The organism is Pontibacter sp. HSC-36F09 (assembly GCF_024171605.1).
Lineage (GTDB): Bacteria > Bacteroidota > Bacteroidia > Cytophagales > Hymenobacteraceae > Pontibacter.
The window spans coordinates 404,142-430,092 of the sequence record NZ_JALKAA010000001.1; the positions used below are offsets into that span (position 1 = coordinate 404,142).

The following is a 25,951-nucleotide window of genomic DNA, read 5'->3' on the forward strand; positions in this document are numbered from 1 at the left end:
ATGATTAATTTTGCGGAGTCAATTATCTTTCAATTAAAAAGCTGATAATCATGGGAATGTATCCTGAATATATGGTCGCCCCGATCCGCGAAGACCTCACCTCTGCAGGCTTCGAACAACTGATGACCGCAGAAGAAGTAGAGCAGGCACTTTCTTCTAAAGAAGGTACAGTGCTGGTAGCGGTAAACTCCGTTTGCGGCTGCGCCGCTTCTAAGGCGCGTCCTGCTCTTAAGATGGCTGTTGCCGCTTCTGAGAAGCGCCCTTCTAAAATGATTACCGTGTTTGCAGGTATGGAGCAGGATGCTGTGGCCAAGGCGCGTGAGTACATGCTGCCTTACCCGCCATCGTCTCCTTCTATTGCCCTGTTCAAAGATGGTGAGTTGGTGCACATGATCGAGCGTTACCACATCGAGGGCAACGAGCTTAACCGCATTGTAGATAACCTGCAAGGCGCTTTTGAAGCTTACTGCTAAGCTTCGAATTTATCCCAACAAAAAGGCCGGTGTTTCGCAAAACACCGGCCTTTGTTTTTATACAGGTATAGCCCTAGCGTATTGGCTGTTTCTGTAAGTCAAAGCCTATGTCACGACGATAGTAACGGTCGGTCCAGGTAATTGCTTCGGCTGCCTGGTTGGCTTTTGCCAGCGCCTCTTCCATGGTATCGCCCAACCCGGTTACCGCAATCACACGGCCACCGTTGTTCACAATCTTATCATTTACACGTTTTGTGCCGGCATGGAACACCAAGGTATCAGGGTTCACCTGCCCCAGGCCTGAGATATCCTTGCCTTTGTCAAAGCCTTCCGGATAACCACCGGACACCAGGAAAACCGTGGCCGCCGTACGTGGGTCTATCTCCAGTTTGAACTCGCCGAGTTTGTGGTCGTGCAGGGCCAGGAAAAGCTCGAACAAGTCTGACTTAATGCGCGGCAGAATGGCCTCTGTTTCCGGGTCGCCCAAACGCACGTTGAACTCGATCACGTAAGGGTCGCCGTTCACGTTCATCAGGCCAATGAACAGGAAGCCGGTATAGTCCAGGTTATCGGCCTGCATGCCATGGATGGTCGGCTCGATTACTCGCTCGCGTACCTTCTGCATAAAGGCGTCGTCGGCAAACGGAACAGGCGAAACAGCGCCCATACCTCCTGTGTTCAGACCCGCATCGCCTTCGCCGATGCGCTTGTAGTCTTTTGCCTCTGGCAGCAGTACATACTCTTTGCCGTCCGTCAAAATAAACACCGACACTTCTATACCTTGCAGGTACTCCTCAATCACGACCTTGCTGCCGGCTTTGCCAAACTTGTTATTGCGCAGCATGGCCTCCAGGCTGTCAACGGCTTCCTCAAAGGTCTGTGCAATGATCACACCTTTGCCGGCAGCCAGGCCGTCGGCTTTGAGCACCACAGGGTAACTGTGCGAGCGCAGGTACTCCACGGCTTCGCGGTAGTTGGCTTCAGTGAATGTTTCGTAACGTGCCGTCGGGATGTTGTACTTCTGCAGAAAGGCCTTGCAGAAGTCCTTGCTGCCTTCCAGCATCGCACCCAGTTTTTTAGGGCCTACCACCAGCACATCGCGCAGAAAATCCTTCTCCTGGAAGTAATCGTGTATACCTTCTACCAGCGTGTTTTCAGGACCCACCACGACCATCATGATGTTGAAATCTGTGACAAACTTGGCAACCTCATCGAAGTTGTGAATGTCGATGGCGCAGCTTGTATGAAACTCGTCTGTGCCTGCGTTTCCGGGTGCGACAAATATCTGCTGGGCGTATGGGCTCTGGCTCAGTTTCCAGGCAAGCGCATGTTCTCTTGCTCCGGAACCTATTATCAGTACGTTCATAGTCTAATTGCTCGTTGTTATTCGGTGCTCTCAGCGTTCCAAAAGCGTTGGCACGAAGTTATAAATTTATAAGGCGCAGTAAAGCACAAATCATGGTTTTTACTTTTTTGGCCAGGTATAGCTTTTAAGCAAAAAGAGACCGCTGCTCCAATACAACGGTCTCCTGTACTTATTCTTGCCATTGTTTCTGATCAAACGATCAGCACCCGGCCATCAACAATTTAATTCGCATACTCCGACAGGAACTTGATCCGCATCAGGCGCACATCCTCTTCGCTGTAGTCATCCGTGCCAAGCTCCTTGAGCGCCACCGCTATGTTGTCGGTGTTGGCACTCATGAAGTAGTCGTATATCTCATCCTGGCGCTCATCATCCAGAATGTTGTCGATGTAGTAGTTCAGGTTCAGTTTGGTGCCTGAGTAGCAAATGTGCTCAATCTCCTCGATCAGCTCCTGCATGGTCAGGTCTTTGGAAGAGGCAATCTCCTCCAGGTCTACCTTCTTATCGATCTGCTGAATAATGTAGATCTTGATCTTCGACTTGTTGACAGTGGTCTTCACCACCACATCAGCGGCCGTTACGATGTCATTCTCCTCTACGTACTTGCTGATCAGGTCCAGGAAGGGCTTACCGAACTTCTGCACCTTGCCCATACCTACACCGGCTATATAGGCCAGCTCGTCGCGGGTAGTTGGGTATACGGTGGCCATCTCCTTCAGGGAAGGGTCCTGAAAAAGCACGTAAGGCGGCAGATTCTTCTCCTTCGCCAGTTTCTTGCGCAGGTTTTTGAGCAAATCAAAAAGTACTTCGTCGTGGCCGGCGGCGGCCTGCGTTTCCTCCTTCTCCTCGTCCTCTTTTACCTCCTGCTCAAAATCGTGGTCTTTGGTCAGCTGGATCGGGTGCGGGTTGGCAATAAAGTCGAGCCCTTTTTGAGTCAGCTTCACGATGCCAAACTGCTCAATGTCCTTCTCCAGATACTCCGACAGCAACACCTGGCGCAGCACCGAACTCCAGAACTGCGCATCGTACGCTTTGCCGGCGCCAAACACTTCCAGTTGATCGTGCTCGTAGCTTGTAACGTGCTGGTTGCGCAGGCCTGTCAGCACCGCTGTGTTATGCTCAATGCTGAAGCGCTCTCCTGTCTGCTGAATGGTTTTAAGGGCCAGCAATGCTTCGTTCTGCGCCTCGAAACGCTCTTTCGGATGCAGACAGTTGTCGCAGAAGCCGCAATCTTTCTCGTAAGCCTCCCCGAAGTAGTGCAGCAGCTGCTTGCGGCGGCACACGGCCGAATCGGCGTAAGCGGCCATCTCCTGCAGCAGCAGTTTGGAGTTGTCGCGCTCTGTTACCGGCTTGTCTTTGTTGAACTTCTCCAGCTTGATAATGTCGTCGTAGCTGTAGAACATGATGCAGTTACCTTCCAGGCCATCGCGGCCGGCACGACCGGTTTCCTGGTAGTAGCCCTCAATGGATTTTGGCGTGTCGTAGTGGATCACAAAACGTACGTCCGGTTTATCGATGCCCATACCGAAGGCGATGGTTGCCACGATCACGTCGGCGTCCTCGTTCAGAAAGGCATCCTGGTTAGCCATACGAATGTGGGAGTCCAGCCCGGCATGGTAGGGCAATGCTTTTATATCATTGACGCGGAGCAGCTCCGCGATCTCTTCAACTTTTTTGCGGCTCAGGCAATAGATCACGCCACTCTTGCCTTTGTGCTTCTTCACGTACTGGATCACCTGCTTCTTGGTGTTGTGCTTGGGGCGCACCTCGTAGTACAGGTTCGTACGGTTAAACGAAGACTTAAACACCGAGGCTTCGTCCATCTGCAGGTTGCGTTGGATGTCGAGCTGTACCTTCGGCGTGGCTGTGGCCGTCAGGGCGATGATCGGCAGGTTGCCAATCTGGTCAATGATGCCACGGATACGACGGTACTCCGGACGGAAGTCATGCCCCCATTCCGAGATGCAGTGTGCCTCGTCGATGGCTACAAAGGAGATATTGGACGCACGCAGAAACTCAACCGTTTCCTCTTTGGTCAGCGATTCCGGTGCCACGTAGAGAAGCTTCACTTCGCCGGCCAGGGTTTCCTTCTTCACTTTGTTGATCTCCGACTTAGAAAGTGTGGAGTTCAAGAACTGGGCATTCACCCCGAAAGCGTTCAGTTGATCCACCTGATTTTTCATCAGGGCGATAAGCGGCGAAATAACGATGGCAGTTCCCGGCAGCGAGAGGGCAGGCAGTTGGTAGCACAACGACTTGCCAGCTCCGGTCGGCATAATCACAAAGGTGTTCTTTCCGTTGATAATATTGTTTATTATCAACTCCTGATTCCCCCTAAATTGATTATACCCAAAAACTTCCTTTAATTTGTTCTTGAGATTGATCTCCGTTTTGGTAGACATGTAATAAATCAGAAATTTAACTGTAAAGCAACGTATCCCCTGTAGGATACCTCTAACACAAATTTAAATTGAATCTTCTTAATAATATAGCCCTTACGGCAAAAAAAGTATTGACTGACGAAGCCGAGGCTATCGCCAGACTGGCAGATTTTATCGACGAAAGCTTCGAAAATTGTGTCAAAGCCATTTTGAACATCAAAGGCCGCGTGGTGGTGACAGGTATAGGCAAGAGCGCCAACATTGCCACCAAGATTGTCGCCACCCTCAACTCGACGGGCACGCCGGCGCTTTTTATGCACGCGGCTGATGCCATTCACGGCGACCTTGGTATGATCCAGCCCGATGATTTTGTGATCTGTATCTCCAAGAGCGGCAACACGCCTGAGATAAAGGTACTTGTTCCTTTACTCAAACGCAAAGGTGCGCAGCTGGCGGCCCTGGTTTCGAGCACTGACTCATACCTGGCTCAGAGCGCAGACTTCGTGCTGAATGCCTCTGTAGAGCGCGAAGCCTGTCCGCACAACCTGGCCCCTACTACCAGCACCACGGCCGCCCTGGCGCTTGGCGACGCCCTGGCGGTGAGCCTGCTGGAGGCCCGCGGTTTCAGCAGCGCCGACTTTGCCACGCTGCATCCGGGCGGCTCTCTGGGCAAGCGCCTATACCTGAAAGTGGACGACATCTTCCGCCAGAACATGGCCCCACACGTTTCAGAGAACGCCCCGCTGAAGGATATTATTATCGAAATTTCCTCTAAAAGACTGGGAGCCACCGCCGTTGTAAAGGACGGCACGGCAGAATTAGTGGGAATCATAACTGATGGCGATTTACGCCGTATGCTCAACAAATATGATTCGATAGAAGGTATACGCGCATCAGATATCATGACAGCCTCCCCTCTTTCCATAGAGCCTGAAACCTATGCCGCAGAAGCCCTTGCTATCATGCAGGAAAAAAACATCACACAACTCATTGTCACGAAAGCAGGTAAGTTCGAGGGATTCGTACACCTCCACGACTTGCTGAAAGAAGGACTCATATAGACATGAACGAAAACACTTATGTGGTCATCATGGCAGGCGGCATCGGAAGCCGCTTCTGGCCATTTAGCCGTACCGATTTCCCAAAGCAGTTTCATGATGTACTGGGCGTAGGCGAAAGCATGCTCCAGATGACCATGAACCGGTTTAAGGACATTTGCCCACCCGAAAACATATACGTGGTCACCAACCGCGACTATGAAAATCTGGTAAAGGAGCAGCTACCTGAACTGAGCGACAACCAGATCCTGCTCGAGCCGATCGGACGCAATACCGCTCCCTGCATTGCCTACGCCTCCTGGAAGATTGCGCAGATCAACCCGAACGCCAACCTGATCGTGACGCCTTCGGACCACGTGGTGCTGAAGCAGGACGCTTTTACTCAGGTAATCAAAAAAGCAGTAGAAGCTGCCGACAGCGACGATGTGCTCATCACGCTCGGCATCACGCCAAGCCGCCCTGATACCGGCTACGGGTACATCCAGTACATCGACGGAGACTCACAGAACATCAAGAAAGTGAAGACCTTCACCGAAAAGCCGAACCTGGAGTTGGCACAGATGTTCCTCAACAGCGGCGACTTTGTGTGGAACTCCGGTATTTTCATCTGGAATGTGCAGAGCATTATGCGGGCCTTCAGACAGTACCTGCCTGAAATAAGCGAGATTTTTGAAGAGGGCGCCACCACCCTGAACACGCCCAAAGAATCCAATTTCATTGTGAAGGCCTACTCGCATTGCCGCAACATTTCCATCGACTATGGTATTATGGAGAAGGTGGACAATGTGTATGTAGTGCTGGCCGATATCGGTTGGTCCGATCTGGGTACCTGGAACTCGCTCTATACCATCAATGAGAAAGACGAAGCCGGCAATGTGGTAGGCGGCGATGTGCTGCTTTACGATACCAAAAACTGCATCATTAAAACTCCGAAGGACCGCCTGGTGGTGGTGGAGGGGCTGGAAGGCTATATTGTGGCCGAGCACGACAATGTGCTGATGATCTGCCGCCTGAGCGAAGAGCAGAAAGTGAAGGAATTTATGTCGGATGCCAAATCAAAAAAAGGTGCTGAGTATATCTAGCATACTTGCTATACCTGCTGAGGTATAGTTCAGAACGAAAAAGGGGAACGCTGACAGCAGCGTTCCCCTTTTTCGTTCTGTTTCCGGTAAGCTATACCTTCAATGGGTTAGGCTATACCTGCTTATCTCGGCTCAAAAGTATTCTGACTGGAGTAACCGCTTTCGCGCAGACGGTGGCTCATGGCTTCGTAAAGAATGATGCCCGTGGCAACCGACACGTTGAGTGAGCCGATCTGGCCTATCAGCGGAATACGCAGTTTGGCATCGGCACGCTTGAGGTACTCCGGCGATATACCGTCTTCCTCGCTGCCCATGATAATAGCAGTCGGCCCGACGAAATCCACTGTGTTATCGGTCAGGTTATGTTCTGTCTTTTCGGTACAGGCTACGATTTGAACACCGTAATCCTTCAGGTAATCGATCGTGTGTTTCAGGTTCTGCTCACGGCAGACAGGCACCAGGTGCAGGGCTCCGGCCGATGTTTTAATCGCGTCTGCATTGATCTGGGCGCCTCCCCTGCTCGGTATAACGATGGCATCCACGCCCATACACTCAGCGTTACGGGCAATGGAACCGAAGTTTCGCACGTCCGTGATACGATCCAGTATAAGCAACAACGGGCTCTTGCCTTTCTCAAAAAGTGAGGTCACAATCTCGTCCAGCGGCATGTACGTGATCGCTGAGATCAGCGCAACGGCTCCCTGGTGGTTTTTGCGGGTCAGGTTGTTTAGCTTTTCAATCGGCACGCTGGCAACCGGTATATCGTGCTTTTTGGCCAGGTCAAGCAGTTCATCCGTGTTGGCATTTCGGGCGCCCTTCTGTACAAAGATCTTCTCCAGCACCTTTCCGGCCAGCATGGCCTCTATGATCGGTCTGAGGCCAAAGATCATTTCCATTTTATCCTCCTTCGGAGTTCTGGGGCCGCCATAGCGGTTTCCACCTACAAATTTGTTATTCCTGCTCTCCATCTTGCTACAGTGCTGTACCAGTTCTCCTCGTATTCACGGTTCCGTACCAGCTCAAAGTGATTTTCGGTAAAGGTATTCTCTTTTTTCGTAAATACGAACTTGACGTAGGGCGTCGCCTCTGATTCACGGTAGATCCAGGTTTCAGCATCGGTGCTGACGCTCACGTTGTGCGGCTTGCCATAGATGATGTAGATCATGCCGCGGTCGGTCGCCCAGCCGGGCTTGAATGAGGTATAGAGCTTGTTCGCCGTCTCGACACGGGTATAGTAAGTCCGGATCAACTCACGCGCCAGCTTCTTGTCCTTCGCAATTTTCAGCCAGAAGGCATCCACGGCCGCTTTCTTGTCCTGTGTATTGTAAAGTGCTTCCCGCTCAGCTGAGGTAGTCAGATAAATGAGTGGGGTGATCATGTCCTGCACGCGGGTGATGAGCGGAAAGGTACCGGCCTCCACCACCAGACCCTGTGTAGCGCCTGATCCGGTGCGCAGCAGGTATAGCCCCTCCTGCTCTAAACGAAAGGTATCCAGAACGGCCATCGCCAGCGTGTCTCCGGCAGCTTGGGGCACCGCAGGCATACTCTCCTGGCGCGTTGACATGGGGGGCAAAGCGGGCTGCAAGGTATAGTCTACCCGCTGCGCCGTAAAAGTGCCATTGGTATCGCTTGGCTGCCACAGGTATAGACTATCCGTAATGGTCGCAAAGCCACGCAGTAGCGGCGCATTCGTCCGCACCTGCAGCAGCATAAAGTCTTTCTGCAGCATATTGGGGTGCAGCGCCAACCGGTGAGACACACCCAGGCGCTCCTGTCCGGCCAACTTCATCCAGAGTCGCACCTGCATGGTGTTGCCCGCCGCTGCAAACTTGGCAGGTACTGTCACCGGCACCTCTAATGTTCCATTTGACGCTATTCTGTACTGTGGCAGCACCTGCACGGTATCGCGCAGCAGAAGCATATCCCGTTCGGTGCTGCCTGAGCGGATGGTGAAGTCCACACGGTCTGCGGCCTGCGTCAGGTCGAGCAACTGCCGGAGCTCGTCAAAGCGGAGGATCAGGTGCAGGCTGTCAGGGTTGCTGTAATAGCCGTGCTGCAGCACCACCTCGGGCTGCTCTGATTTGGCGGCAACGGGCGCAGTGTCGCGGTACATTGGCGCATAGGCGATGTCTGAGCTGCCGCATGAGGAGAGCAGTAGCAGCATGGACAGGCAGGTAAGTAGACTTATCTGTTTCATTAGCTTGAAGATAAAGCAGGCACCCGAAAATAGCAAAAGCCGAACACACAAACGGGTTCGGCTTTTGTACTGTTTAACTCTCTATTTTGTTTAACGCCGCATGCGTTGCAGATATTGCACAAACACGTCCTGCAGTTCTTTTGCCTTCTCCTCTTCGCCGATGGCCTGCGCCTCGCCGATAAGCTGCTGCATGATAAACAGGTTGGTTTGTATCTCCATGTCAAACAGGGCGCCTTTTTCGAGGTAATAGTCCACTGACTCACGCGAGTTCTTGGCCATGTCTTCCCACAGGCTCTTCGCTCTTTCCTCTTCCCCTAAATCCGCCATAATGGAAATAAACTGCGGCGTATAGTAGTCGTAAGGCACGGTGCTTGGCGGCAGTTGCTCAAAACAGTGGTCCACCAGCTCCTTGGCGCGGGCATTGTCGCCGCTTAACAGATACTCCGCGGCCAGTTTGCCGAACTTATCACGGGCATTGGCGGCGAAACGGAAGTAGTTCTCGTCGTAGAAGATGCTCGGATCGTTGAAGTTGCGGAAGCTGAAGTTCATCATGTTCTTATACATGAGTTCCTTGTTCAGGAAGCCTGGCGCCTCCTCGCTGCTTACCCTAACAGGAACTACGCGATAGGCGAGTCCCTCGAGCTGGAAGTATTCCGACAAGCCCATAAAATCGGCACTGTTCACGGTCGTGGAGAAGTACACCGGACGCTCCCACTCGTTTGTGGACAGCAGGTCCAGTATGATCAGGTGCTTCTTCTCCAGCAGCGACTTGTTAATGGTCCACTGCATGCGGTCCGTGATCTGGTCCTGGAAGTCTTTGGCGACAAAGCCGTCCTGCGCAACTTTGTTCTGGTCTACATCCAGGAAGAAGTTCTTGGTTGGGAAACTCAACAGCGAAGTACCGCTACCTGCCTGCACCTGCAGCGCCGGATGGTTCTGACGCACCAGACTAACAAACTGCTTCAGGTCTATACCTGCCGCCACCTGCTGGCGCTCTACGTACGGCAGGTAATCGTTGGTGCCCTGCCGGTAGTTCTCGTTCTCGAGCGTCAGCGGCCATGGCTCGGACTTGTATGCCTGGCGCTTCATCTGATCGATGTACCAGTCGGTGTTCAGGTAGCTGAGTACGGCTACGCGCACATCGGTACGGTAGCCTTCCACCTCCTGCGCATACCACAGCGGGAAGGTATCGTTGTCGCCGTTTGTGAACAGGATGCCGTTTGGCGCCACGGAGTCCAGCAGGTTTTTAGCGGAGTCTACGGAGTGGTAGCGGTTAGAGCGGTCGTGGTCGTCCCAGCCTTCGGCAGCCAGTATACCCGGCACTGCCAGACCAATGACGGTGGCAATGGCACCGCTGGTTGTAACGTTGCGCAGGCCACGGTTCAGCAGCTCAGCTATACCTAGCACACCCAGACCTATCCAAATAGAGAAGGCGTAGAAGGAACCCGCGAAGGTATAGTCACGCTCACGCGGCTCGATGGGCGGCTGGTTCAGGTAGAGGGCAATGGCTATACCTGTAAAGAAGAAGAGCAGGCCTACAATAAAGGCATCGCGCTCGTTCTTGCGTATCTGGTAGATCAAACCGACGATACCGAAGATAAGGGGCAGCAGGTAGAAGGTGTTGCGCGCCTTACTGTTGGCCACCCGGTCTGGTATGCCGTCAGTTGGCTTGCCAAACCACAGCACGCCCGACTGTTGCACGTCACTTTCGCGACCTACAAAATTCCAAAGGAAATAGCGCCAGTACATGTGCCCCAGCTGGTAGCGGAACAGGAAGCTCAGGTTCTGGCCAAAGGATGGCGCCTGTCCTTCCCGGAGATCTACCCATTTTTTATACTCCTGCAGATGCTGCGGATTGTCGCTGTAGATGCGCGGCAGGAGGGTTTTGTCTTTGCTGTCGTAAATGGTTTCGAGCTTACGCCCAGCCATCACATATTTATCTTTGCCTTTTACGTAACGCGGAGCTCCCTCCTCTTGGGCAACAGGCTGCGCGTTGTACTGTGGTCCGTACAGCAGTGGACGGTCGCCGTACTGCTCGCGCTTCAGGTAGGAAACAAAGCTCAGAATATCGTCCGGCGCATTCTCGTCAATCGTCGGGTTGTAAGATGATCTGATCGGGATGATCATGTAAGAAGAATAGCCGATCAGGATGAAGGAGAAGCAAAGAATGGCTGTGTTCAGCACACGAAGGTTGCGCTGGATAGAGTAGCGTATACCGTAGATGATGGCTGCCACCAGCAGAATCACAAAGAAGATGATACCCGAGCCGAAAGGCATTCCCAGTGAGTTGACGAAGAACACCTCCACATTGCCGGCCAGCGACGGCAGACCAGGTATAATGCCCCATAGAATGGCCATCACGATCACAGCACTGATCATAAACGCGATCAGGCCACCTTTCCAGCTTGGTTTGTACAGACGGAAGTAATAGATGAAGGCCAGTGCAGGTATAGCCACCAGGTTCAGCAAGTGCGCGCCAATTGAAAGGCCGATGAGGTAGGCAATCAGAATCAGCCACTTATCCGACAGCGACTCCCCTACCTTCGACTCCCAGCGCAGCATGGCCCAGAATACGATGGCCGTGAAGAAAGAAGACATGGCGTATACCTCGGCTTCTACTGCCGAGAACCAGGCTGAGTCCGTAAAGGTATAGGCAAGCGCTCCCACGGCACCAGCACCCATGATCAACACCGTTTGTCCTTTAGCAGGAGCTACTCCCTCCTCCTTCACCAGCAGGCGGCGCGACAGGATGGTAATGGACCAGAACAGGAACAGGACAGTAAATGAGCTGCAGAGCGCAGAAAGGAGGTTCACCCACCAGGCCACTTGCGTTGGATCGCCGGCAAGCATGGAGAACATACGACCTACCAACAGGTAGAACGGCGCCCCCGGAGGGTGCGGCACTAAAAGCTTGTAAGAACAGGCGATGAATTCGCCCGCGTCCCAAAAGCTGGCAGTAGGTTCCAGCGTCAATACATACACGGCGGTCGCGATCAAAAACACGAGCCAGCCTACGAGGTTGTTTATCTTGCGATAATCCGTCATAGCAATTTACAAATATTCAGCGTCGAAAATACTAAATAAATTGGTGCCTGCGCACCTTTGGAGAGTCTGCCATAAAAAAAAGCCAGTCTCTCAACTGGCTTTCGCTTTGTAAAGGGTATAGCTCCCTATTATTTCTGAAGGATCAATCGCTTCGTTTCCACGGTCTTATCGTTCACGAGCAGGCTGTAAAAATACACCCCGGCCGGGTAGCCTGTCATGTCGAGCACAAACACGTTGGAGTGCGTCACCGGCAGTTCGTGCGTTTCCATCACCTTGCCGATCGTGTTCGAAATTTTCAGCTTGTAGTTTTCAGCCACACCCACCTGCGACAGCTGCACCCGGGTAATGCCACGCGAAGGGTTCGGGTAAGCATTGATCGAAGGTGTTTGGCGCTCAGGCGACGGCATAAAAGCCATGTAAGAGTTGATTACAAACCTGGAAGAGCTGGCGTAAGCCGTTTCTGTCAGGTATAAGCTTTTACTCTTGTTTTTGGTATAATCCTTAACCCAGGCAGCGGTTCTGGCATTTTCAGCACGCACGTTCGCTTCGGCTTTCTTCTCAGGAACGACTTTCCAGGCGGAACTACCCCCTTCTTTGGCGGAGAGGGCTCCTGCCTCTTTTAAGCGGCCGTCTGCCGTCACACTGTATGCTGCCAAATGCGAAACCGCAAAGACAGCCGTTATTATCATTTTTGTAAAAGTTCTCATATATCACACCTCGCTTTTCTAAAGGTCCTGGCCACGAGCTGGCAGGCAGTCAAAGATATACCAAAATATAGTAAATAGAAAAAATCTAATTAAAAATGCAGGATACTATAGAAATAGCTATACCTGGAATTTTTACTGTTTTGGATTCGCTCAGACATTATCAAGAACCATGCCTTTCAATATCCTTTGCACCACCATGACCCCATACCTATACCTGAGGTTGCATCGCACCCGGCCAAATCACCCCTCTAGCGCCCTGTGTTACGGCAATAGAAATTGAACTTACCCTTTCCAATTCTACTGCTTTAGAGACGCCAACAATATTAATATTATACTATACTATCAATCTCCACAGCACGTCACAACACCCCACCTACCTGATATTATAGTTCACTATCACAGACCTAAAATAAGCCTAATCAAGATTTATAAAGATAAAAAGAATCTGATTGAACTATAAAGCTATGCATACAAATTGTGCAACTCATAGGTAAACACTCCGTTACATCAAAAACAAGCAGCTTATTGGACTAATCCTTTTGCACAGCATCAAATTCGTTAGTCCGATATTTTTTAAAAATAGTTTGCAGCAACGAAGTTTCCACAAGAAACAGAGCAGACACCTTAACCTGAAGAAACAAAAGAACGCGCAGCGATTGGAGAAGCCAAACAGCAAAAAAATTCTCAGTGACCGGTTATTTTTAGTAAACGGGCTCAACTATCTCTGCTCAGACTAGTTAAATAAAAGGAAGGAAAGCTTACCCGATGAGAAGACGAGACATGTATGAAAAAGCTACTCCTAATTGTATGCAGCCTTTACTGGCTACTCCCGCAGGCACAGGCCCAGACAGGCTCCTATAAGGGCATCGGCACCATCGTGTTCGAGGCCGGCGCTCCCCTTAGCCTGATCAAAGGCACCTCTGAGTCCGCCAACGGGTTGATTGACTTGGAGACGGGCAAATTCAGATTCGACGTCCCCATCACCTCTTTCCAGTTTCTCAACTCGCTCATGCAGGAGCGTTTCAACGACAAGTACATGCAAAGCAGCCGCTTTCAGAAGGCAACCTTTGTCGGCAAGATTACCGAAAAAGGCCCTGCTTCAGCGAAGGGTGAGGCGAAAGTAACTGCTGCAGGCATCCTGACTATCCACGGCGTTTCTAAAAAAAGAACCATCACCGGCACAATTGTACAGAAGGGAAACACCTGGCAGCTTATGACTGACTTCCCGGTTAAGCTGGCTGACCACCACATCCAGGCGCCCAGGCTGAGTTCGGGCTATGGAGCAAGCACTATGAACGTTTCGCTCAAAATGCCGCTTACTCCCACGGAACCTGAACCGCAGCAAATTGTAGCCATCAAGAAATTAAGCTTCAAATAAGGTAGGCGATTTCCTTAAAACCGAAGTAACGCAGCTCGCCATCCACTTCAAGTGCCAGTCTGCCGTCTTCGTCTACTCCCATGATCTGACCCCGTACCTGTTCTGAACCAATTTGATACCTATGCTCCTCCTGGTACCGGTACAATGCCTGCAGGTATTCGTACTTCAGCTTATCAGTTTTCCCGCTACGCAGCTCCAGGTAGCGTTTCTCGAGCAATTCGAGCAGCCTGTTCACCAATCTTTTCACGTCGAGTTGCGTACCTATCTCGGCTGCCAGCGAAGTGGCCGTGCCGATTCCGAAATGAAGCTGATTTACGTTTAAACCAATCCCTACGATACTGTGTTGTATGGATTGACTGGTAACTGTATTTTCTATCAGAATCCCGCCAAGCTTCCTGTCCTCGAAGTAAAGGTCGTTGGGCCATTTGATACGGGCCTGCGCCAGCCCCTGTTCGCGCAACAGGTCAAGCACTGCCAGCGAAACCGCCATGTTGAGGTAAAACTGGTGCCTGACAGCCATAAAAACAGGTGACAGAATTACAGAAAGGGTAATGTTTTGACCGGGCGCTGCCTCCCAGGTGTTGCCCCGCTGGCCGCGGCCATGCGTCTGCTCGTCAGTAAGCACCACACAACCCTCTGTGGCTTCATTTTTGAGGAGTAGCTGCTGGGCTTCTGAGTTAGTGGATGCACATACCGGCAGAAAAAACAGCTGCTGGCCCATAAAGAGCGTATTAGGCACCATACATTGAACAGAATTTAGTACTTTTGTAAATCAAATTTAAGTAGTACAAATGAAAGAAACCAAGGCTGAGGCCAATTCAGACATATTGGCAGAGCTTGTAGTAAAAGGCATGCAGGAAAAGAAAGCCAGCAATATCGTCGTTCTTAACCTGAAGTCACTCAAAAATGCCGTATCTGATTACTTCGTGATCGCATCCGCATCATCAGACTCGCAGCTTGACGCCATCGCGACTTCCATAGAAGAGGAAATATTTAAAGCCGTCCGCCAGAATCCCTGGCAGAGCGAAGGCCGCACCAACAAGGAGTGGGTGCTGCTGGACTACGTAGACGTAGTGGCGCACGTGTTTCTGAAAGACAAGCGTGAATTCTATGCGCTTGAGGAACTATGGGGTGATGCCAACATCAAGCGTATAGAAGATGCTTAACCCTAAGAAGGAATCCTAAACAAAGAGGGGTTCCTTCCTGTATTTCATGTATCTGAAACAACACATTCATGGCTGAAAAGAATAATAAAGGAAATAATAACAAGAAGAAAAAGCCGATGATACCCCAGACGCCCCCACGGCCTACGATGCAGCTGTGGATGCTGGCGGTACTCATCCTGCTTATTTTCGGACTCACCTGGCTTAACAAGAGCAACGCCTCCGTAGAAACCACCCAGCAGAACTTTGAGGAGATGCTGGTCAGTAACGATGTGAAGAAACTGACCATCGTGAACGGCAAAATCGTGGAAGTATACCTGAAGGACGATGCTCTCAAGAACGAAAAGTATAGCAGCGAGCTGTCGGGTCGTGGCACCTTAGGCAGCGTAGACCAGGGTCCGCACTACCACTTCACCATCATCACGGCAGAGTCTTTTAAAGAGGACTATGAGAAACTGCAGGAGAACATCCCGCGTGAGAACCGTGTGCCTTACACCATTGAGACACGCACCGGTTTCGCAGACTTCTTCTTCCAGTGGGGCTTCCTGATCCTGTTGTTGTTTGGTTTCTGGTTCCTGATGCGCCGCGTAACAGCGGGTGGTGCAGGTGGCCAGATTTTTAACATCGGCAAGTCTAAGGCTGCCCTGTTTGATGCCGAAAACAAAGTAAAGATCACGTTCAAGGACGTGGCCGGCCTGGAAGAGGCGAAAGAAGAGATTCAGGAGATTGTAGAGTTCCTCAAGAACCCAAGCAAATTCACGATCCTGGGTGGTAAGATCCCGAAAGGCGCACTCCTGGTAGGCCCTCCCGGTACAGGTAAAACCTTGCTTGCCAAAGCAGTGGCCGGTGAAGCCGACGTGCCATTCTTCTCACTGTCAGGTTCTGACTTTGTGGAGATGTTCGTAGGTGTGGGTGCTGCCCGTGTGCGTGACCTCTTCAAGCAGGCAAAAGCCAAAGCGCCTTGTATCATCTTCATTGACGAGATTGACGCCATTGGCCGTCACCGTAGCCGTGGCGCAACGCCAGGTGGCAACGACGAACGTGAGAACACACTGAACTCACTGCTGGTAGAAATGGATGGCTTCGCGACTGACTCAGGTGTTATTATTCTGGCGGCGACCAACCGCCCTGACACCCTGGACTCCGCCCTGCTGCGTCCGGGTCGTTTTGACCGCCAGATCAGCATCGACAAGCCAGACATTAACGGCCGTACCGAAATATTTGACGTGCACCTGAAGCCGCTCACGCTGGCGCCTGATGTAGATGCCCGTAAGCTGGCCGCCCAGACGCCTGGTTTTGCTGGTGCCGAAATTGCCAACGTTTGTAACGAGGCCGCTCTAATCGCTGCCCGCCGCAACAAAAAGGCAGTAGACCAGCAGGACTTCAACGACGCCATTGACCGAGTAATTGGTGGTCTGGAGAAGAAGAACAAGATCATCTCTCCTGGAGAAAAGAAGATCGTGGCTTACCACGAAGCGGGTCACGCCATTGCAGGCTGGTTCCTGGAGCACGCCGATCCGTTGGTAAAAGTGAGCATTGTTCCACGTGGCGTTGCCGCGCTGGGTTATGCGCAGTACTTACCGAAAGAGCAGTTCTTGTATACCACAGAACAGCTGATCGACGAAATGTGCATGGCCCTGGGTGGACGCGCCGCTGAAGAGCTCGTGTTTGGAAAGATCTCTACAGGTGCTTTGAGTGACCTGGAACGTATTACCAAAATGGCTTACAGCATCGTGACGATGTATGGCATGAACGCTAAAATCGGTAATGTGTCGTTCTACGATTCAAAGCAAACGGATATGACATTCAACAAGCCGTATTCTGAGGCTACTGCCGAAACCATCGACAACGAGGTACGCAATATCATCGAGACCGCTTACCTCCGCACCAAGCAATTGTTGACGGACAAGGCGAGAGAACTGGAAATAGTGGCGCAGGAGTTGTTGCAGAAAGAGATTCTGTTCCAGAGTGATCTGGAGCGACTGGTTGGCAAGCGCCCTTTTGATGAGCTCACGACTTACCAGGCCCACACTGCCGGTACGGATCGCAGCAAAACAAAGAGCGAAGTAAGCCAGGAACAGCATCCGGTAGAGGTTGGACAGACAGAGCATCCTGAACAAAATGGCCAGGGCGGTGTGCCGGGCACACCTATTCAGAACGATGCATCCGCTAATCCGAATGATACCATCAATAGCAGAACTGCTTGATAAACCCCGAGCATGTACGAAGCAAAATCGAAAGAAATTGTATTAAGAAGAGTAAGAGAGGCGCTGGCTAAGTCAGCGCCTTTTCTGCCTCCCACCCCTGACTTCAACTCGCCGCTGCATTCGCCAATGGCTGAAGATCAATCCATTGCCTTTGCACAGGCTTTTATCGCCAACAGTGGCCTTTTTGTGTACTGCGAAGACGAGGAAGATTTTTTCGACCAGCTTTTCAATTTAAAAAGAGAGCAGCAGATCGAGTTCCTGCACGTTTGGGAAGCCAATCTACAGAACATCCTCTACCAAGCAGGTATAGATTTCACCTCTACGGAAGATGATTTCATACAAAAGGCACAGGCCAGCCTCACCACCTGCGAAGCGCTCGTGACACGCACCGGCAGCATTCTGGTGAGCTCCAGCAATGCCGGTGGCCGCCGCTTGAGCATCTACCCGGAAACACACATGGTCGTAGCCAAAGCCAGCCAACTGGTGCCCGACATCAAAGACGGCCTGCAGCGGGTACGCGACAAGTATAAGGAGAACTTTCCCTCCATGGTATCGCTGGTGAGTGGCCCGAGCCGCACAGCCGATATCGAAAAAACATTGGTAATGGGCGCTCACGGCCCAAAACAGCTCGTACTTTTCCTGATAGATGACCTTCCGCATTGACCAGTTGGCTCCCGGCCAGAAAGTGTATTTCGCCTCTGATTTTCACCTGGGTGTGCCAAACGCCGAGCAGAGCCTTGCCCGCGAGAAAAAGATCGTGCGCTGGCTCGACACCGTAAAGCACGACGCGGCGGCAATACTGTTGCTGGGCGACATATTCGATTTTTGGTTCGAGTACCGGCATGCTATACCCAAGGGCTTTATCCGATTACAGGGCAAACTGGCCGAACTAACCGATGCAGGTATACCGGTGCTATTTTTCACGGGGAACCACGACATGTGGATGTTCGATTACTTTCCGAAAGAGCTCAATATCCCTATTATCCGGGAGCCGATTTCTACAAACTTTGGCGGTCACAAATTCTACATCGGCCACGGCGATGGCCTGGGTCCGGGCGACCATACCTACAAGGTGCTCAAGAAGGTGTTCAATAACAAAGCCTGTCAGTGGCTATTTGGCTGGCTTCACCCCAACGCAGGTATAGGCATTGCCAATAGGTGGTCGCGTAGAAGTCGCATTAGCAATACCAAGGACGACGAGAAGTTTTTTGGCGAGGACGAATGGCTGATGCAGTACTGCAAAGAAGTGGAAAGCAAGCAGCATCACGACTTCTATGTGTTCGGTCACCGTCACCTGCCCCTCGATATGCCAATTAACGGAAGCAGCCGGTATGTGAACCTGGGAGAGTGGGTCAATTTTTGCTCTTACGGCGTATACGATGGCAAAGACCTTAAACTGGAGTATTTTGAACAGTAGGCTATACCTGAGCGCAGTGCTATACCTGCTCCTGGCGGTTTTGGCTATACCTGCATTCGCGCAGCAGCCCGACTCATTGGTTACGCTCACTTTTAGCCACAGCTTTGCCATCTCCTCTCCTGCTACGGTGTCCGTTGCCCGAAACGGCAGCGTATACCTGATGGACCAGAACCAGAACCTGTTTGTGCTCGACACACTGGGCAAGCCCGTTAATACTTTCTCGCCGCCCAGTCGTGGCCGCATTACGGCTGTCGAAGCCTGGAACCCGATGAAGGTCTTTCTTTTTTACGAAGACCGACAGGAGCTCTTACTGCTCGACCGCTTTATGAGCCCCATCGCCAACACGCGCCTGACAGACCTGGGCTACATGGGCAACGTGCAGGCCGCCACCCTCACCTCCGACGATAGCTTCTGGCTCTTCAACGAATCGGACTTCACGCTCAGCAAACTGGACCTCCGCTACCAGAAACCCATCATCGAAACCCCGCTCAACCTTATCCTGGACAAAGCCCGGTTTGATGTGCGCTTTATCCGGGAATATCAGAACATGGTATACCTGCTGGATTACAACAGCGGCATCTATGTGTTCGACAACCTGGGCAATTACAAAAAGAAGCTGCCTTTTACGGGTGTGTCTTATATCTCTTTCAAAGGGAACGAGCTATACTTTGTGAAAGACAACGCGCTGCACTTCTTCGATCTGTACAAACTGCAAGAGCGAACCCTGCCCCTTCCGGCCGACAAAAGCTACCTATCTGCCCTGATCAGCAACAACATGCTATACCTGTTCACCAAAGAGCAGGCCGAGGTGTTCCGTCTGAGCCGTTAGTTGCTTTCGGCAAAGTATTTCAGACCCACTACGCCGGCCACGATCATCAGCAGGCACAGTATCCGCATCAGATCCTTGGGTTCGTTCAGGAAAACCATGCCCAAAATGGCGGTACCCGCCGCGCCTATACCTGTCCAGATAGCATAAGCGGTACCGAGAGGCAGTGTTTTCATAGCCTGAGACAACAGTATAAAACTCAGTATCATAACGATGACCGTCACGATGCTGATCAACGGTTTTGAAAAACCCTCGCTGTACTTCAGCCCAAAGGCCCATCCAATTTCGCATATACCTGCCAATATCAGGTAAATCCACGCAGTATTCATTTGATTCAGTTTTTGAAGAGCTCCGAAGCCCCGGTGATAAAAAAACAGGCTGCAAATTAGGCAGATTAGAGGGAAGCACCATACTTATTACAGGCGCAATAGCATCTCGTGCTGTGTGAGAAAACGCTTGAGATGTACTCGCTCTAAAAAAGTTGCCAGTGCAGCGTTTGTCTGGTCTATGTTGAGTAGCAGGAGAGCAGACACTCTGGCTCGCTTTATTACTTCCCTTAACAATGCCTTGGCTATACCTTGGGTACGGTTATCCGGATGCACGGCCAGTTGGGCAATAGCTCCCGTACGCGGAAAGAAAGCCACATAGCCCACCAGTTGCTCTGCTGCATAAGCTTCCAGCACCAATTTCTGATCGGGATTTTTGCAAAAAGCCTCTTTGGTATTTTGCCAGCTCGGCCGGATATCACAGAAACAGGTATAGGTTTTCCAATCCGGTGTAGCTGCCGGCCTGATAACCACCGTGAGTGCAGGCTCTTCACTTGAGAGTAGCAATTCCCTAACCGGGCTCCGATAGCACTCCAGCGTGCGGACTACCCCAAAGCCGATGGAGCGGTATACCTTAAAGGCGGCCGCATTGCCCTTAATTACCTCCAGCAGGCACTGCTCCACGCCACTTTCGCGCAACTTGGGAAGCAGAAACGCATAGAGCCGCTTGGTTAGCTGGTTTCCCCGATGCTCAGGCAGCACGCCCGTGCCCGCGTTGTAGGCGGTAGGTATACCCTGCCACTCCCCCAGGCCCGTGATTATAAAGCCCACCAATTGCTCGCCGTAGAAAGCACCTGCACAAAAGGTGGGCTCTACGCCTTCGCGCTTAAACTTCATGGCAAATTCTTCCCTGCTTACCTTGATGGGGATCACGTAGTCGGCAAAGGCGGCCAGGAAGGTATCGTAAAGCGCAGGGACATCGTGTTCGCGCAAAAACGAGAAAGTATAAGAAGCCTGAGTCTGCATGAGGTATAGATTTGAAACACAAGAAGGAAGCACTTCCAGCATCAGCCTTAGCAACACGCCTTCCCCGATAACCCGCCTTCACTGCTTACCGTTAAACTGAAGTACTGAAAAATACAAAAGCTTATAGAAGCTAATACGAAAACCTAAAAAATAAACTATGAAAGCAGCAGTATTCCACAAAATGAAAGATATCCAGGTGGAGACCATCGATGACCCCAAAATAGAGGACGCGCGCGACTGTATACTTCGGGTAACCTCCACGGCCATTTGCGGCTCCGATCTGCACATTTATAACGGCATGGTGCCCCAGGCCCGCGATATGGTGATGGGCCACGAGTTCATGGGCATTGTCGAGGAAGTGGGCACAGGCGTGAAAAACCTCAAAAAAGGCGACCGTGTGGTGGTGCCCTTCCCTATCTCCTGCGGCACTTGCCACTACTGCAACATGCAGCTGCCCACGCACTGCGAAAACTCCAACCCCGATAACTACGGACCCGAAGGTGAAGTCCCCATGATGAAGGGTGTCGGTGCGGCTTTGTTTGGCTATACCGATATATACGGCGGCTACAATGGCGGGCAGGCAGAGTACGTGCGCGTACCCTACGCCGACTACGGTCCACGCAAAGTACAGGATAACCTGACAGACGAGCAGGTGCTTTTCCTGACAGACATCTTCCCGACCGGCTGGGCCGCCATTGACTGGGCGCAGTTGAAAGGCGGTGAGACCGTGGTAGTGTGGGGTTGCGGTCCGGTAGGCATAATGGCCATGAAATCGGCCTGGCTGCAAGGCGCCAAACGCGTGATTGGCGTGGACATACAGCCCTACCGTCTGGAAATGGCCCGCAAATCAGCCAACGCAGAAGTTATCAACTACGCTGAAGTAGATGCCGTGCAAGTGATACGGGATATGACCGGTGGCTACGGAGCCGATGTGTGCGTGGATGCCGTAGGTATGGAGGCAGACCGCACCGTGCTGGAAAAAGCCATGAACGTTGTGCAGATGGAGAAAGGTACTATGAAGGTACTCGAAAAGTGCATGGACTCTGTGCGACGAGCCGGTACTGTGACGGTGGTGGGTGTATACGGCTCGCCTTACAATAACTTCCCGCTCTACAAGTGGTTCGACAAGGGCCTGACGCTGCGGGGTGGCCAGGCCTGGGTGCACCGCTACATCGATCACCTCATTTCGCTAGTGCAGGAAGGTAAAGTCAAGCTCGACGACATCATTACCCATACCGTGCCATTGGCGGAAGCGTCGCGCATGTACGATATCTTCAACAAAAAAGAAGACAACTGCCTAAAGGTAGTGTTGAAACCATAATCTGGAGATCACTTAAATAGAAAACCAGCAGCAGGCCTATACCTTGTTGCTGTTTTTTTTGCTTAAAAAAATATTTGGAAACTACAGCCTTCCTAGAACTGTGCCCTACTCCTGTATTTCCAAAAAGCCGCTATACCTGCACACAAACTCAGGAGCGTAATCAAAGCTTTCTGCCACACCGCTACTTCACGCAACTGATAGGCCAATACGAGCAACACAACCGTTGCCAGCAGCCACCAAATAGCATGGTAGCGCACCAAAGCCAACTCTTTGTATACCTTTAAGAAAAAGCCCGCATAGCCCATGTACATCAGGGCGGCAAAAGTGGTATAGGCTGCCATCTGAAAACCATAGAGCGGCACGAGTATCAGGTTGAGCACGATGTTTCCTATACCTGCCACGGTGGAGATACGCCAGAGTTTATTCGTTTTTTCATGGAAAGTGAGCAGGTTGATGACTGCCATGTACATGGGCCGGAAGTTATACCCCATCAGAATGACAATAGCCAACGGATAGGCCTGTTGCAGTTCCTGGTTTCGGATCAGGAAGCCGAAAATTTCCTTCATCCAAAGGCTCCCGATAAATGTGCCGATGAAAAAGAGCAGCTGCAAGGTATAGGTCATGTAGCGTGCCTGCAGCGCGGCTTCTATGCTTTTTGTTTGGGCGTAGAGCTGCTTGTACAATGGCGTAGCGGCCTGCACTACCGCCAGACTGGCCGATGAAAAGTAAATACCGAAATTCGATGCCACGTTATAAAGACCAATCCGCCCGACAGGTATACCTACCACATCCAACACAAGTCGATCAGAGGTATCGAGCATAAAAAAGGAAAACCCGTGTGGTACAGCCGGTAACGAAACTTTGAGACTGTGCCTGATCCTGTGCCATTTAAAATTAAAGATAGGCCAGAGTTTCTGACTGGCTATGATGTAGATACTCACCACAAAGCCTGCCGCCGTCGAAATGGTACTGGCATAAAACCAGCCCATATACCCCATTCGGAGTTCTGCTATAAAATAGATGGTCAGGATCACGTTAACGCCTCCCATCAAGAAGGATCGTAATGCAATGGGGAGCGGCCGCTGCGTGTGCAGGCAAAACATCCCCCCAAACAGATCGGTGACTACAAAAAAGACCATCGGAATCCCGACAAGCAGCGCAATGAGAAACCGGTTTTCCTGTGCATCGGTTGGCACTACCATGTAAATCATCCCCATGCTTAGCAGTCCATACACGAGCGACCAGCTGGCCAGAAAACCGTAAAGCTGGCGCCAGATCCATTGGAAGCGACTGGGATGCCGTGCAAAGCTGTTTTCCATCACGACCGTAAAGCCCAGCGACTGCAGCATGATCAGCGCGCTGTAGTAAGCTGTCACCACCCCCGCCACCCCGTAATCAACCGGGGTCAGGTGCTGCGTGATCAGCGGCAGGGCCAGCACACCCGCCAGACGGGGGATCTGTGCTGACAGGCCGTAGATCGCAGCGTGTGACAGGAGTTTTCGAAGCATCCTCTAAAATTAGGTGATAATCCATTCACAGCCATACCTGAGCAAATGCATTTTCAGAAATCACTTTATCCCAGGCTGTTTAAACTTCCGTAAAAGCATTAATTTATGCCCCGGTCTGTCAAAAACCGCAGTTACAAAAGTTGTCATGTTGAGCATAAGCTCAAAAAATTAGTATATTTGTTAATTCAGACAATAAGAAAACAAGAAGCTTCACGGCTATATAGGAGATATAATAAGTGGGATGTAGTTCATGTTCTAGTGGCGGATGCAGCACCGGCGAAAAGCCAGGCGGCTGCAAAAGCAACGGCGGTTGTAGCACAGGAGGCTGCAATCGTTTAAACGTGTTCGACTGGCTCAGCGATATGGAGATTCCAACCGCGTTTGAGGAGTTCGACATTGTAGAAGTAAGATTCAAGGGAGGTCGCAAGGATTTCTTCCGCAACATAAACAGGATCGACCTGACGACCGGCGATCCGGTAGTAGTAGACGTGCCCAATGGGCATCACATAGGCACCGTATCGCTGAAAGGCGAACTCGTGCGTCTGCAGATGCTCAAAAAGAAAGTAGACAACAATGAGGAGATCCGCACCATTTACCGCATCGCCAATGAGCGCGACATGGAAAAGCTGCGCGAGGTGCAGGAGCAGGAAGCGACTACCATGTACCGTTCCCGCGAGATCATACAGCAGACGGGGCTCCGCATGAAACTCTCTGACGTGGAGTTCCAGGCCGACCGCTCCAAGGCAACGTTCTACTACTCTGCCGACGACCGTGTCGATTTCCGTGACCTGATCAAAAAGCTGGCTGAGGAGTTTAAGGTACGCATCGAGATGCGCCAGATCAGTCTGCGCCACGAGGCCGGCCGACTGGGTGGCATCGGCTCCTGTGGACGTGAACTGTGCTGCTCTACCTGGCTCACCGATTTCAAGAGTGTATCCACTACGGCGGCCCGTTACCAGAACCTGTCACTCAACCCGAGCAAACTATCGGGTCAGTGCGGGCGCCTGAAGTGCTGCCTCAACTACGAACTGGAAACCTACATGGAAGCGCTCAAGGATATACCTACCGTGTCGCGTCCACTGCAGACCAAGCAGGGCGATGCCATGCTGCAGAAAACCGACATCTTTAAAAAGATGATGTGGTTCGGCTACCGGGGCGACAACAACTGGTACCCTGTGCCGGTAGAGCGTGTGCACGAAATCCTCAAAATGAACAGCCAAGGTATTGTACCTGAAACGCTGGTGGAGGAACCTGTACAGGAATCGAAGCAGAACGAGTTTGTAGCTCAGGTAGAAGGCAGCCTGGAGCGCCTTGATGACAAGTTCAAGAATAAGAAAAAGAAGAAAAAGAAGAAAAAGTCGGCTGGCGATAAGGTAGAAGGCTTGTCAGGGAGTGGCATGCAGGACACAGAAGTTCGCGAGCCACGTGCCCCGCGTGAAGACAGAGGGCCTCGTGAGGACCGAGGACCGCGCGAAGGCAGAGGGCAGCGTGACGGCCGTGGCCGTGACAGAGGTCCGCGCGAAGCAAAACCTGCCGACCAGCAGCAACAGGCGAAAGCGGAAATGCCTACAACGGGAACGGAAGGAGCACCTGCCGAACAGGGCCAGCGCCCTAAAAAGCAGCGCCCACCGCGTAACCGTGGTAACCGTGAAGGACGTGAAAACAGGGAGGACAGGCCGCCAAGTACAGACGACAGGCAGCCCCGCGAGCCGAGACCGCCACGGGAAGGTGGAGCACCGAGGCCACCGCGCGGAGAGGGAAGACCGGATGCCCAGCAACCGCAGGGCGATGGCGCTCCGCAGCAGCCCAGACGTCAGAAGTCACGCAGACCAAACCGAGGCCCAAAACCAAACCAACCTAATACACCTTCGTCTGATGCGTAACATGATGCTAATGTTGGCGGTAATGGGCACCCTTGTACTGTCGGCTTGCGACCCCTCGCGGGTATATGAGCAGAACGTAGAAATGCCCGACAAAAACTGGACAGTAGACAATGCGCCTGTGTTTGAGTTTGCCATCGAGGACACCACCAAGCGGTACAATGTGTACTTCAATGTGCGCTACTCCCTGGCTTACGACTACTATAACCTATACCTGCAGCATCGCCTCACGGCGCCCGATAGCAGCCTGGTATCGTCGTCGCTACAAGAACTGCACTTGATGGATGCCAAAACAGGCAAGCCGGAAGGAAAAGGTTCGAGCGACATTTACGATATGCAGTCGCTTGTACTGAAGGAGGTGGCACTCCCACAGGTGGGCACTTACCGCCTACAGCTGACACAGTACATGCGCCGCGATCCGCTTCCCAATATTCTGGCAGTAGGTGTGCGTGTGGAAGAGGCAGCCCATTAGCACCATACACGATCATTGAGAAAACGGCCGGAGCTACATGCTAGCTCCGGCCGTTTTTTTTGTGCGCATCAGCACTCTATACTTTACAGCGAACGCTTTATATCCTGACAAGAAACAGCAGGCTTCTACAACAAAAAATTACGGTTGAAAGTATGCAGTATATCTTAAGTCCTATACC

At 51.8% G+C, this 25,951-nt stretch carries 22 protein-coding genes; 12 read left to right on the forward strand and 10 right to left on the reverse strand.

The genetic code is table 11. From position 1 onward, the window contains the following. The first annotated feature begins 56 nt into the window (after nt 1-56). Nucleotides 57-473, forward strand: a complete 417-nt coding sequence (locus L1278_RS01745; protein WP_305884434.1) for a BrxA/BrxB family bacilliredoxin — start codon at nt 57-59, stop codon at nt 471-473. A gap of 73 nt (nt 474-546) precedes the next feature. Here the strand turns inward: L1278_RS01745 and purD are convergent, their stop codons facing one another. After that, nucleotides 547-1,839: a phosphoribosylamine--glycine ligase gene (gene purD / locus L1278_RS01750; protein WP_253400781.1), complete on the reverse strand. Its 1,293-nt coding sequence runs from the start codon at nt 1,837-1,839 to the stop codon at nt 547-549. 221 nt (nt 1,840-2,060) lie between these two features. Next, entirely contained in the window at nt 2,061-4,241 is a 2,181-nt protein-coding gene (gene recQ / locus L1278_RS01755) for a DNA helicase RecQ (protein ID WP_253400782.1), read from the reverse strand. Between the two features lie 68 nt (nt 4,242-4,309). Here recQ and L1278_RS01760 point away from each other — a divergent pair, with 68 nt between their 5' ends. Both L1278_RS01760 and L1278_RS01765 read left to right on the forward strand, forming a co-directional pair. After that, nucleotides 4,310-5,281, forward strand: coding sequence for an SIS domain-containing protein (locus L1278_RS01760; RefSeq protein ID WP_253400783.1), 972 nt, complete (start codon nt 4,310-4,312; stop codon nt 5,279-5,281). Nucleotides 5,282-5,283: 2 nt separating this feature from the next. Next, entirely contained in the window at nt 5,284-6,360 is a 1,077-nt protein-coding gene (locus L1278_RS01765; RefSeq protein ID WP_253400784.1) for a mannose-1-phosphate guanylyltransferase, read from the forward strand. Between the two features lie 122 nt (nt 6,361-6,482). On the opposite strand, the gene rlmB is transcribed toward L1278_RS01765, so the two are convergent. The 4 genes from rlmB to L1278_RS01785 all read right to left on the reverse strand — a co-directional run bounded on the left by rlmB (nt 6,483) and on the right by L1278_RS01785 (nt 12,291). Continuing rightward, nucleotides 6,483-7,328, reverse strand: coding sequence for a 23S rRNA (guanosine(2251)-2'-O)-methyltransferase RlmB (gene rlmB / locus L1278_RS01770; RefSeq protein WP_253400785.1), 846 nt, complete (start codon nt 7,326-7,328; stop codon nt 6,483-6,485). Beyond that, nucleotides 7,301-8,557 carry a GWxTD domain-containing protein gene (locus tag L1278_RS01775; RefSeq protein WP_253400786.1) on the reverse strand — a complete coding sequence of 419 codons (1,257 nt, stop codon included), beginning with the start codon at nt 8,555-8,557 and terminating at the stop codon, nt 7,301-7,303. Before L1278_RS01775 ends, rlmB begins: the two co-directional genes overlap by 28 nt. Nucleotides 8,558-8,647: 90 nt before the next feature. Then, a complete protein-coding gene (locus tag L1278_RS01780; RefSeq protein WP_253400787.1) occupies nt 8,648-11,602 on the reverse strand; it encodes a DUF2723 domain-containing protein in 2,955 nt (984 codons plus the stop codon). A 128-nt stretch (nt 11,603-11,730) separates the two neighbouring features. Beyond that, on the reverse strand, nt 11,731-12,291 hold the full coding sequence (locus L1278_RS01785) for a T9SS type A sorting domain-containing protein (RefSeq protein WP_253400788.1): 561 nt from the start codon (nt 12,289-12,291) through the stop codon (nt 11,731-11,733). Between the two features lie 802 nt (nt 12,292-13,093). Between L1278_RS01785 and L1278_RS01790 the strand changes: the two genes are divergently transcribed. After that, nucleotides 13,094-13,687: a YceI family protein gene (locus L1278_RS01790; RefSeq protein ID WP_253400789.1), complete on the forward strand. Its 594-nt coding sequence runs from the start codon at nt 13,094-13,096 to the stop codon at nt 13,685-13,687. Here the strand turns inward: L1278_RS01790 and L1278_RS01795 are convergent. Beyond that, nucleotides 13,680-14,429, reverse strand: coding sequence for a biotin--[acetyl-CoA-carboxylase] ligase (locus L1278_RS01795; RefSeq protein WP_253400790.1), 750 nt, complete (start codon nt 14,427-14,429; stop codon nt 13,680-13,682). The two genes, L1278_RS01790 and L1278_RS01795, sit on opposite strands and share 8 nt — an antisense overlap. 49 nt (nt 14,430-14,478) lie before the next feature. Between L1278_RS01795 and rsfS the strand changes: the two genes are divergently transcribed. The 5 genes from rsfS to L1278_RS01820 all read left to right on the forward strand — a co-directional run bounded on the left by rsfS (nt 14,479) and on the right by L1278_RS01820 (nt 19,303). Beyond that, complete coding sequence (gene rsfS / locus L1278_RS01800; RefSeq protein WP_253400791.1) at nt 14,479-14,853, forward strand: ribosome silencing factor; 375 nt, start codon at nt 14,479-14,481, stop codon at nt 14,851-14,853. Between the two features lie 68 nt (nt 14,854-14,921). Then, complete coding sequence (ftsH, locus tag L1278_RS01805) at nt 14,922-17,057, forward strand: ATP-dependent zinc metalloprotease FtsH (RefSeq protein ID WP_253400792.1); 2,136 nt, start codon at nt 14,922-14,924, stop codon at nt 17,055-17,057. Between the two features lie 12 nt (nt 17,058-17,069). Beyond that, nucleotides 17,070-17,720, forward strand: a complete 651-nt coding sequence (locus tag L1278_RS01810; protein WP_253400793.1) for an LUD domain-containing protein — start codon at nt 17,070-17,072, stop codon at nt 17,718-17,720. Beyond that, nucleotides 17,704-18,474: a UDP-2,3-diacylglucosamine diphosphatase gene (locus L1278_RS01815; protein WP_253400794.1), complete on the forward strand. Its 771-nt coding sequence runs from the start codon at nt 17,704-17,706 to the stop codon at nt 18,472-18,474. Before L1278_RS01810 ends, L1278_RS01815 begins: the two co-directional genes overlap by 17 nt. Next, complete coding sequence (locus L1278_RS01820; RefSeq protein WP_253400795.1) at nt 18,437-19,303, forward strand: hypothetical protein; 867 nt, start codon at nt 18,437-18,439, stop codon at nt 19,301-19,303. Before L1278_RS01815 ends, L1278_RS01820 begins: the two co-directional genes overlap by 38 nt. Here the strand turns inward: L1278_RS01820 and L1278_RS01825 are convergent. Beyond that, entirely contained in the window at nt 19,300-19,629 is a 330-nt protein-coding gene (locus L1278_RS01825; RefSeq protein ID WP_253400796.1) for a multidrug efflux SMR transporter, read from the reverse strand. The two genes, L1278_RS01820 and L1278_RS01825, sit on opposite strands and share 4 nt — an antisense overlap. 87 nt (nt 19,630-19,716) lie before the next feature. Continuing rightward, nucleotides 19,717-20,592 carry a GNAT family N-acetyltransferase gene (locus tag L1278_RS01830; protein ID WP_253400797.1) on the reverse strand — a complete coding sequence of 292 codons (876 nt, stop codon included), beginning with the start codon at nt 20,590-20,592 and terminating at the stop codon, nt 19,717-19,719. A gap of 157 nt (nt 20,593-20,749) precedes the next feature. Here L1278_RS01830 and L1278_RS01835 point away from each other — a divergent pair, with 157 nt between their 5' ends. Beyond that, entirely contained in the window at nt 20,750-21,913 is a 1,164-nt protein-coding gene (locus L1278_RS01835; protein ID WP_253400798.1) for a zinc-dependent alcohol dehydrogenase, read from the forward strand. Nucleotides 21,914-22,005: 92 nt separating this feature from the next. On the opposite strand, the gene L1278_RS01840 is transcribed toward L1278_RS01835, so the two are convergent. Further along, nucleotides 22,006-23,421, reverse strand: a complete 1,416-nt coding sequence (locus L1278_RS01840) for a lipopolysaccharide biosynthesis protein (protein ID WP_253400799.1) — start codon at nt 23,419-23,421, stop codon at nt 22,006-22,008. A gap of 362 nt (nt 23,422-23,783) precedes the next feature. Here L1278_RS01840 and ricT point away from each other — a divergent pair, with 362 nt between their 5' ends. After that, a complete protein-coding gene (gene ricT, locus L1278_RS01845) occupies nt 23,784-25,304 on the forward strand; it encodes a regulatory iron-sulfur-containing complex subunit RicT (protein ID WP_253400800.1) in 1,521 nt (506 codons plus the stop codon). Next, entirely contained in the window at nt 25,297-25,773 is a 477-nt protein-coding gene (locus tag L1278_RS01850; protein WP_253400801.1) for a gliding motility lipoprotein GldH, read from the forward strand. Before ricT ends, L1278_RS01850 begins: the two co-directional genes overlap by 8 nt. Nucleotides 25,774-25,951: the final 178 nt, after the last annotated feature.

Bases quoted from the DNA above. Each gene is read 5' to 3' on its own strand.
- L1278_RS01745 (WP_305884434.1), top strand. From the start codon at position 57: ATGTATCCTGAATATATGGTCGCCCCGATCCGCGAAGACCTCACCTCT.
- purD (WP_253400781.1), bottom strand. From the start codon at position 1,839: ATGAACGTACTGATAATAGGTTCCGGAGCAAGAGAACATGCGCTTGCC.
- recQ (WP_253400782.1), bottom strand. From the start codon at position 4,241: ATGTCTACCAAAACGGAGATCAATCTCAAGAACAAATTAAAGGAAGTT.
- L1278_RS01765 (WP_253400784.1), top strand. From the start codon at position 5,284: ATGAACGAAAACACTTATGTGGTCATCATGGCAGGCGGCATCGGAAGC.
- rlmB (WP_253400785.1), bottom strand. From the start codon at position 7,328: ATGGAGAGCAGGAATAACAAATTTGTAGGTGGAAACCGCTATGGCGGC.
- L1278_RS01775 (WP_253400786.1), bottom strand. From the start codon at position 8,557: ATGAAACAGATAAGTCTACTTACCTGCCTGTCCATGCTGCTACTGCTC.
- L1278_RS01780 (WP_253400787.1), bottom strand. From the start codon at position 11,602: ATGACGGATTATCGCAAGATAAACAACCTCGTAGGCTGGCTCGTGTTT.
- L1278_RS01785 (WP_253400788.1), bottom strand. From the start codon at position 12,291: ATGATAATAACGGCTGTCTTTGCGGTTTCGCATTTGGCAGCATACAGT.
- L1278_RS01790 (WP_253400789.1), top strand. From the start codon at position 13,094: ATGAAAAAGCTACTCCTAATTGTATGCAGCCTTTACTGGCTACTCCCG.
- L1278_RS01795 (WP_253400790.1), bottom strand. From the start codon at position 14,429: ATGGTGCCTAATACGCTCTTTATGGGCCAGCAGCTGTTTTTTCTGCCG.
- rsfS (WP_253400791.1), top strand. From the start codon at position 14,479: ATGAAAGAAACCAAGGCTGAGGCCAATTCAGACATATTGGCAGAGCTT.
- ftsH (WP_253400792.1), top strand. From the start codon at position 14,922: ATGGCTGAAAAGAATAATAAAGGAAATAATAACAAGAAGAAAAAGCCG.
- L1278_RS01810 (WP_253400793.1), top strand. From the start codon at position 17,070: ATGTACGAAGCAAAATCGAAAGAAATTGTATTAAGAAGAGTAAGAGAG.
- L1278_RS01815 (WP_253400794.1), top strand. From the start codon at position 17,704: ATGACCTTCCGCATTGACCAGTTGGCTCCCGGCCAGAAAGTGTATTTC.
- L1278_RS01820 (WP_253400795.1), top strand. From the start codon at position 18,437: ATGGCAAAGACCTTAAACTGGAGTATTTTGAACAGTAGGCTATACCTG.
- L1278_RS01825 (WP_253400796.1), bottom strand. From the start codon at position 19,629: ATGAATACTGCGTGGATTTACCTGATATTGGCAGGTATATGCGAAATT.
- L1278_RS01830 (WP_253400797.1), bottom strand. From the start codon at position 20,592: ATGCAGACTCAGGCTTCTTATACTTTCTCGTTTTTGCGCGAACACGAT.
- L1278_RS01835 (WP_253400798.1), top strand. From the start codon at position 20,750: ATGAAAGCAGCAGTATTCCACAAAATGAAAGATATCCAGGTGGAGACC.
- L1278_RS01840 (WP_253400799.1), bottom strand. From the start codon at position 23,421: ATGCTTCGAAAACTCCTGTCACACGCTGCGATCTACGGCCTGTCAGCA.
- ricT (WP_253400800.1), top strand. From the start codon at position 23,784: ATGGAGATTCCAACCGCGTTTGAGGAGTTCGACATTGTAGAAGTAAGA.
- L1278_RS01850 (WP_253400801.1), top strand. From the start codon at position 25,297: ATGCGTAACATGATGCTAATGTTGGCGGTAATGGGCACCCTTGTACTG.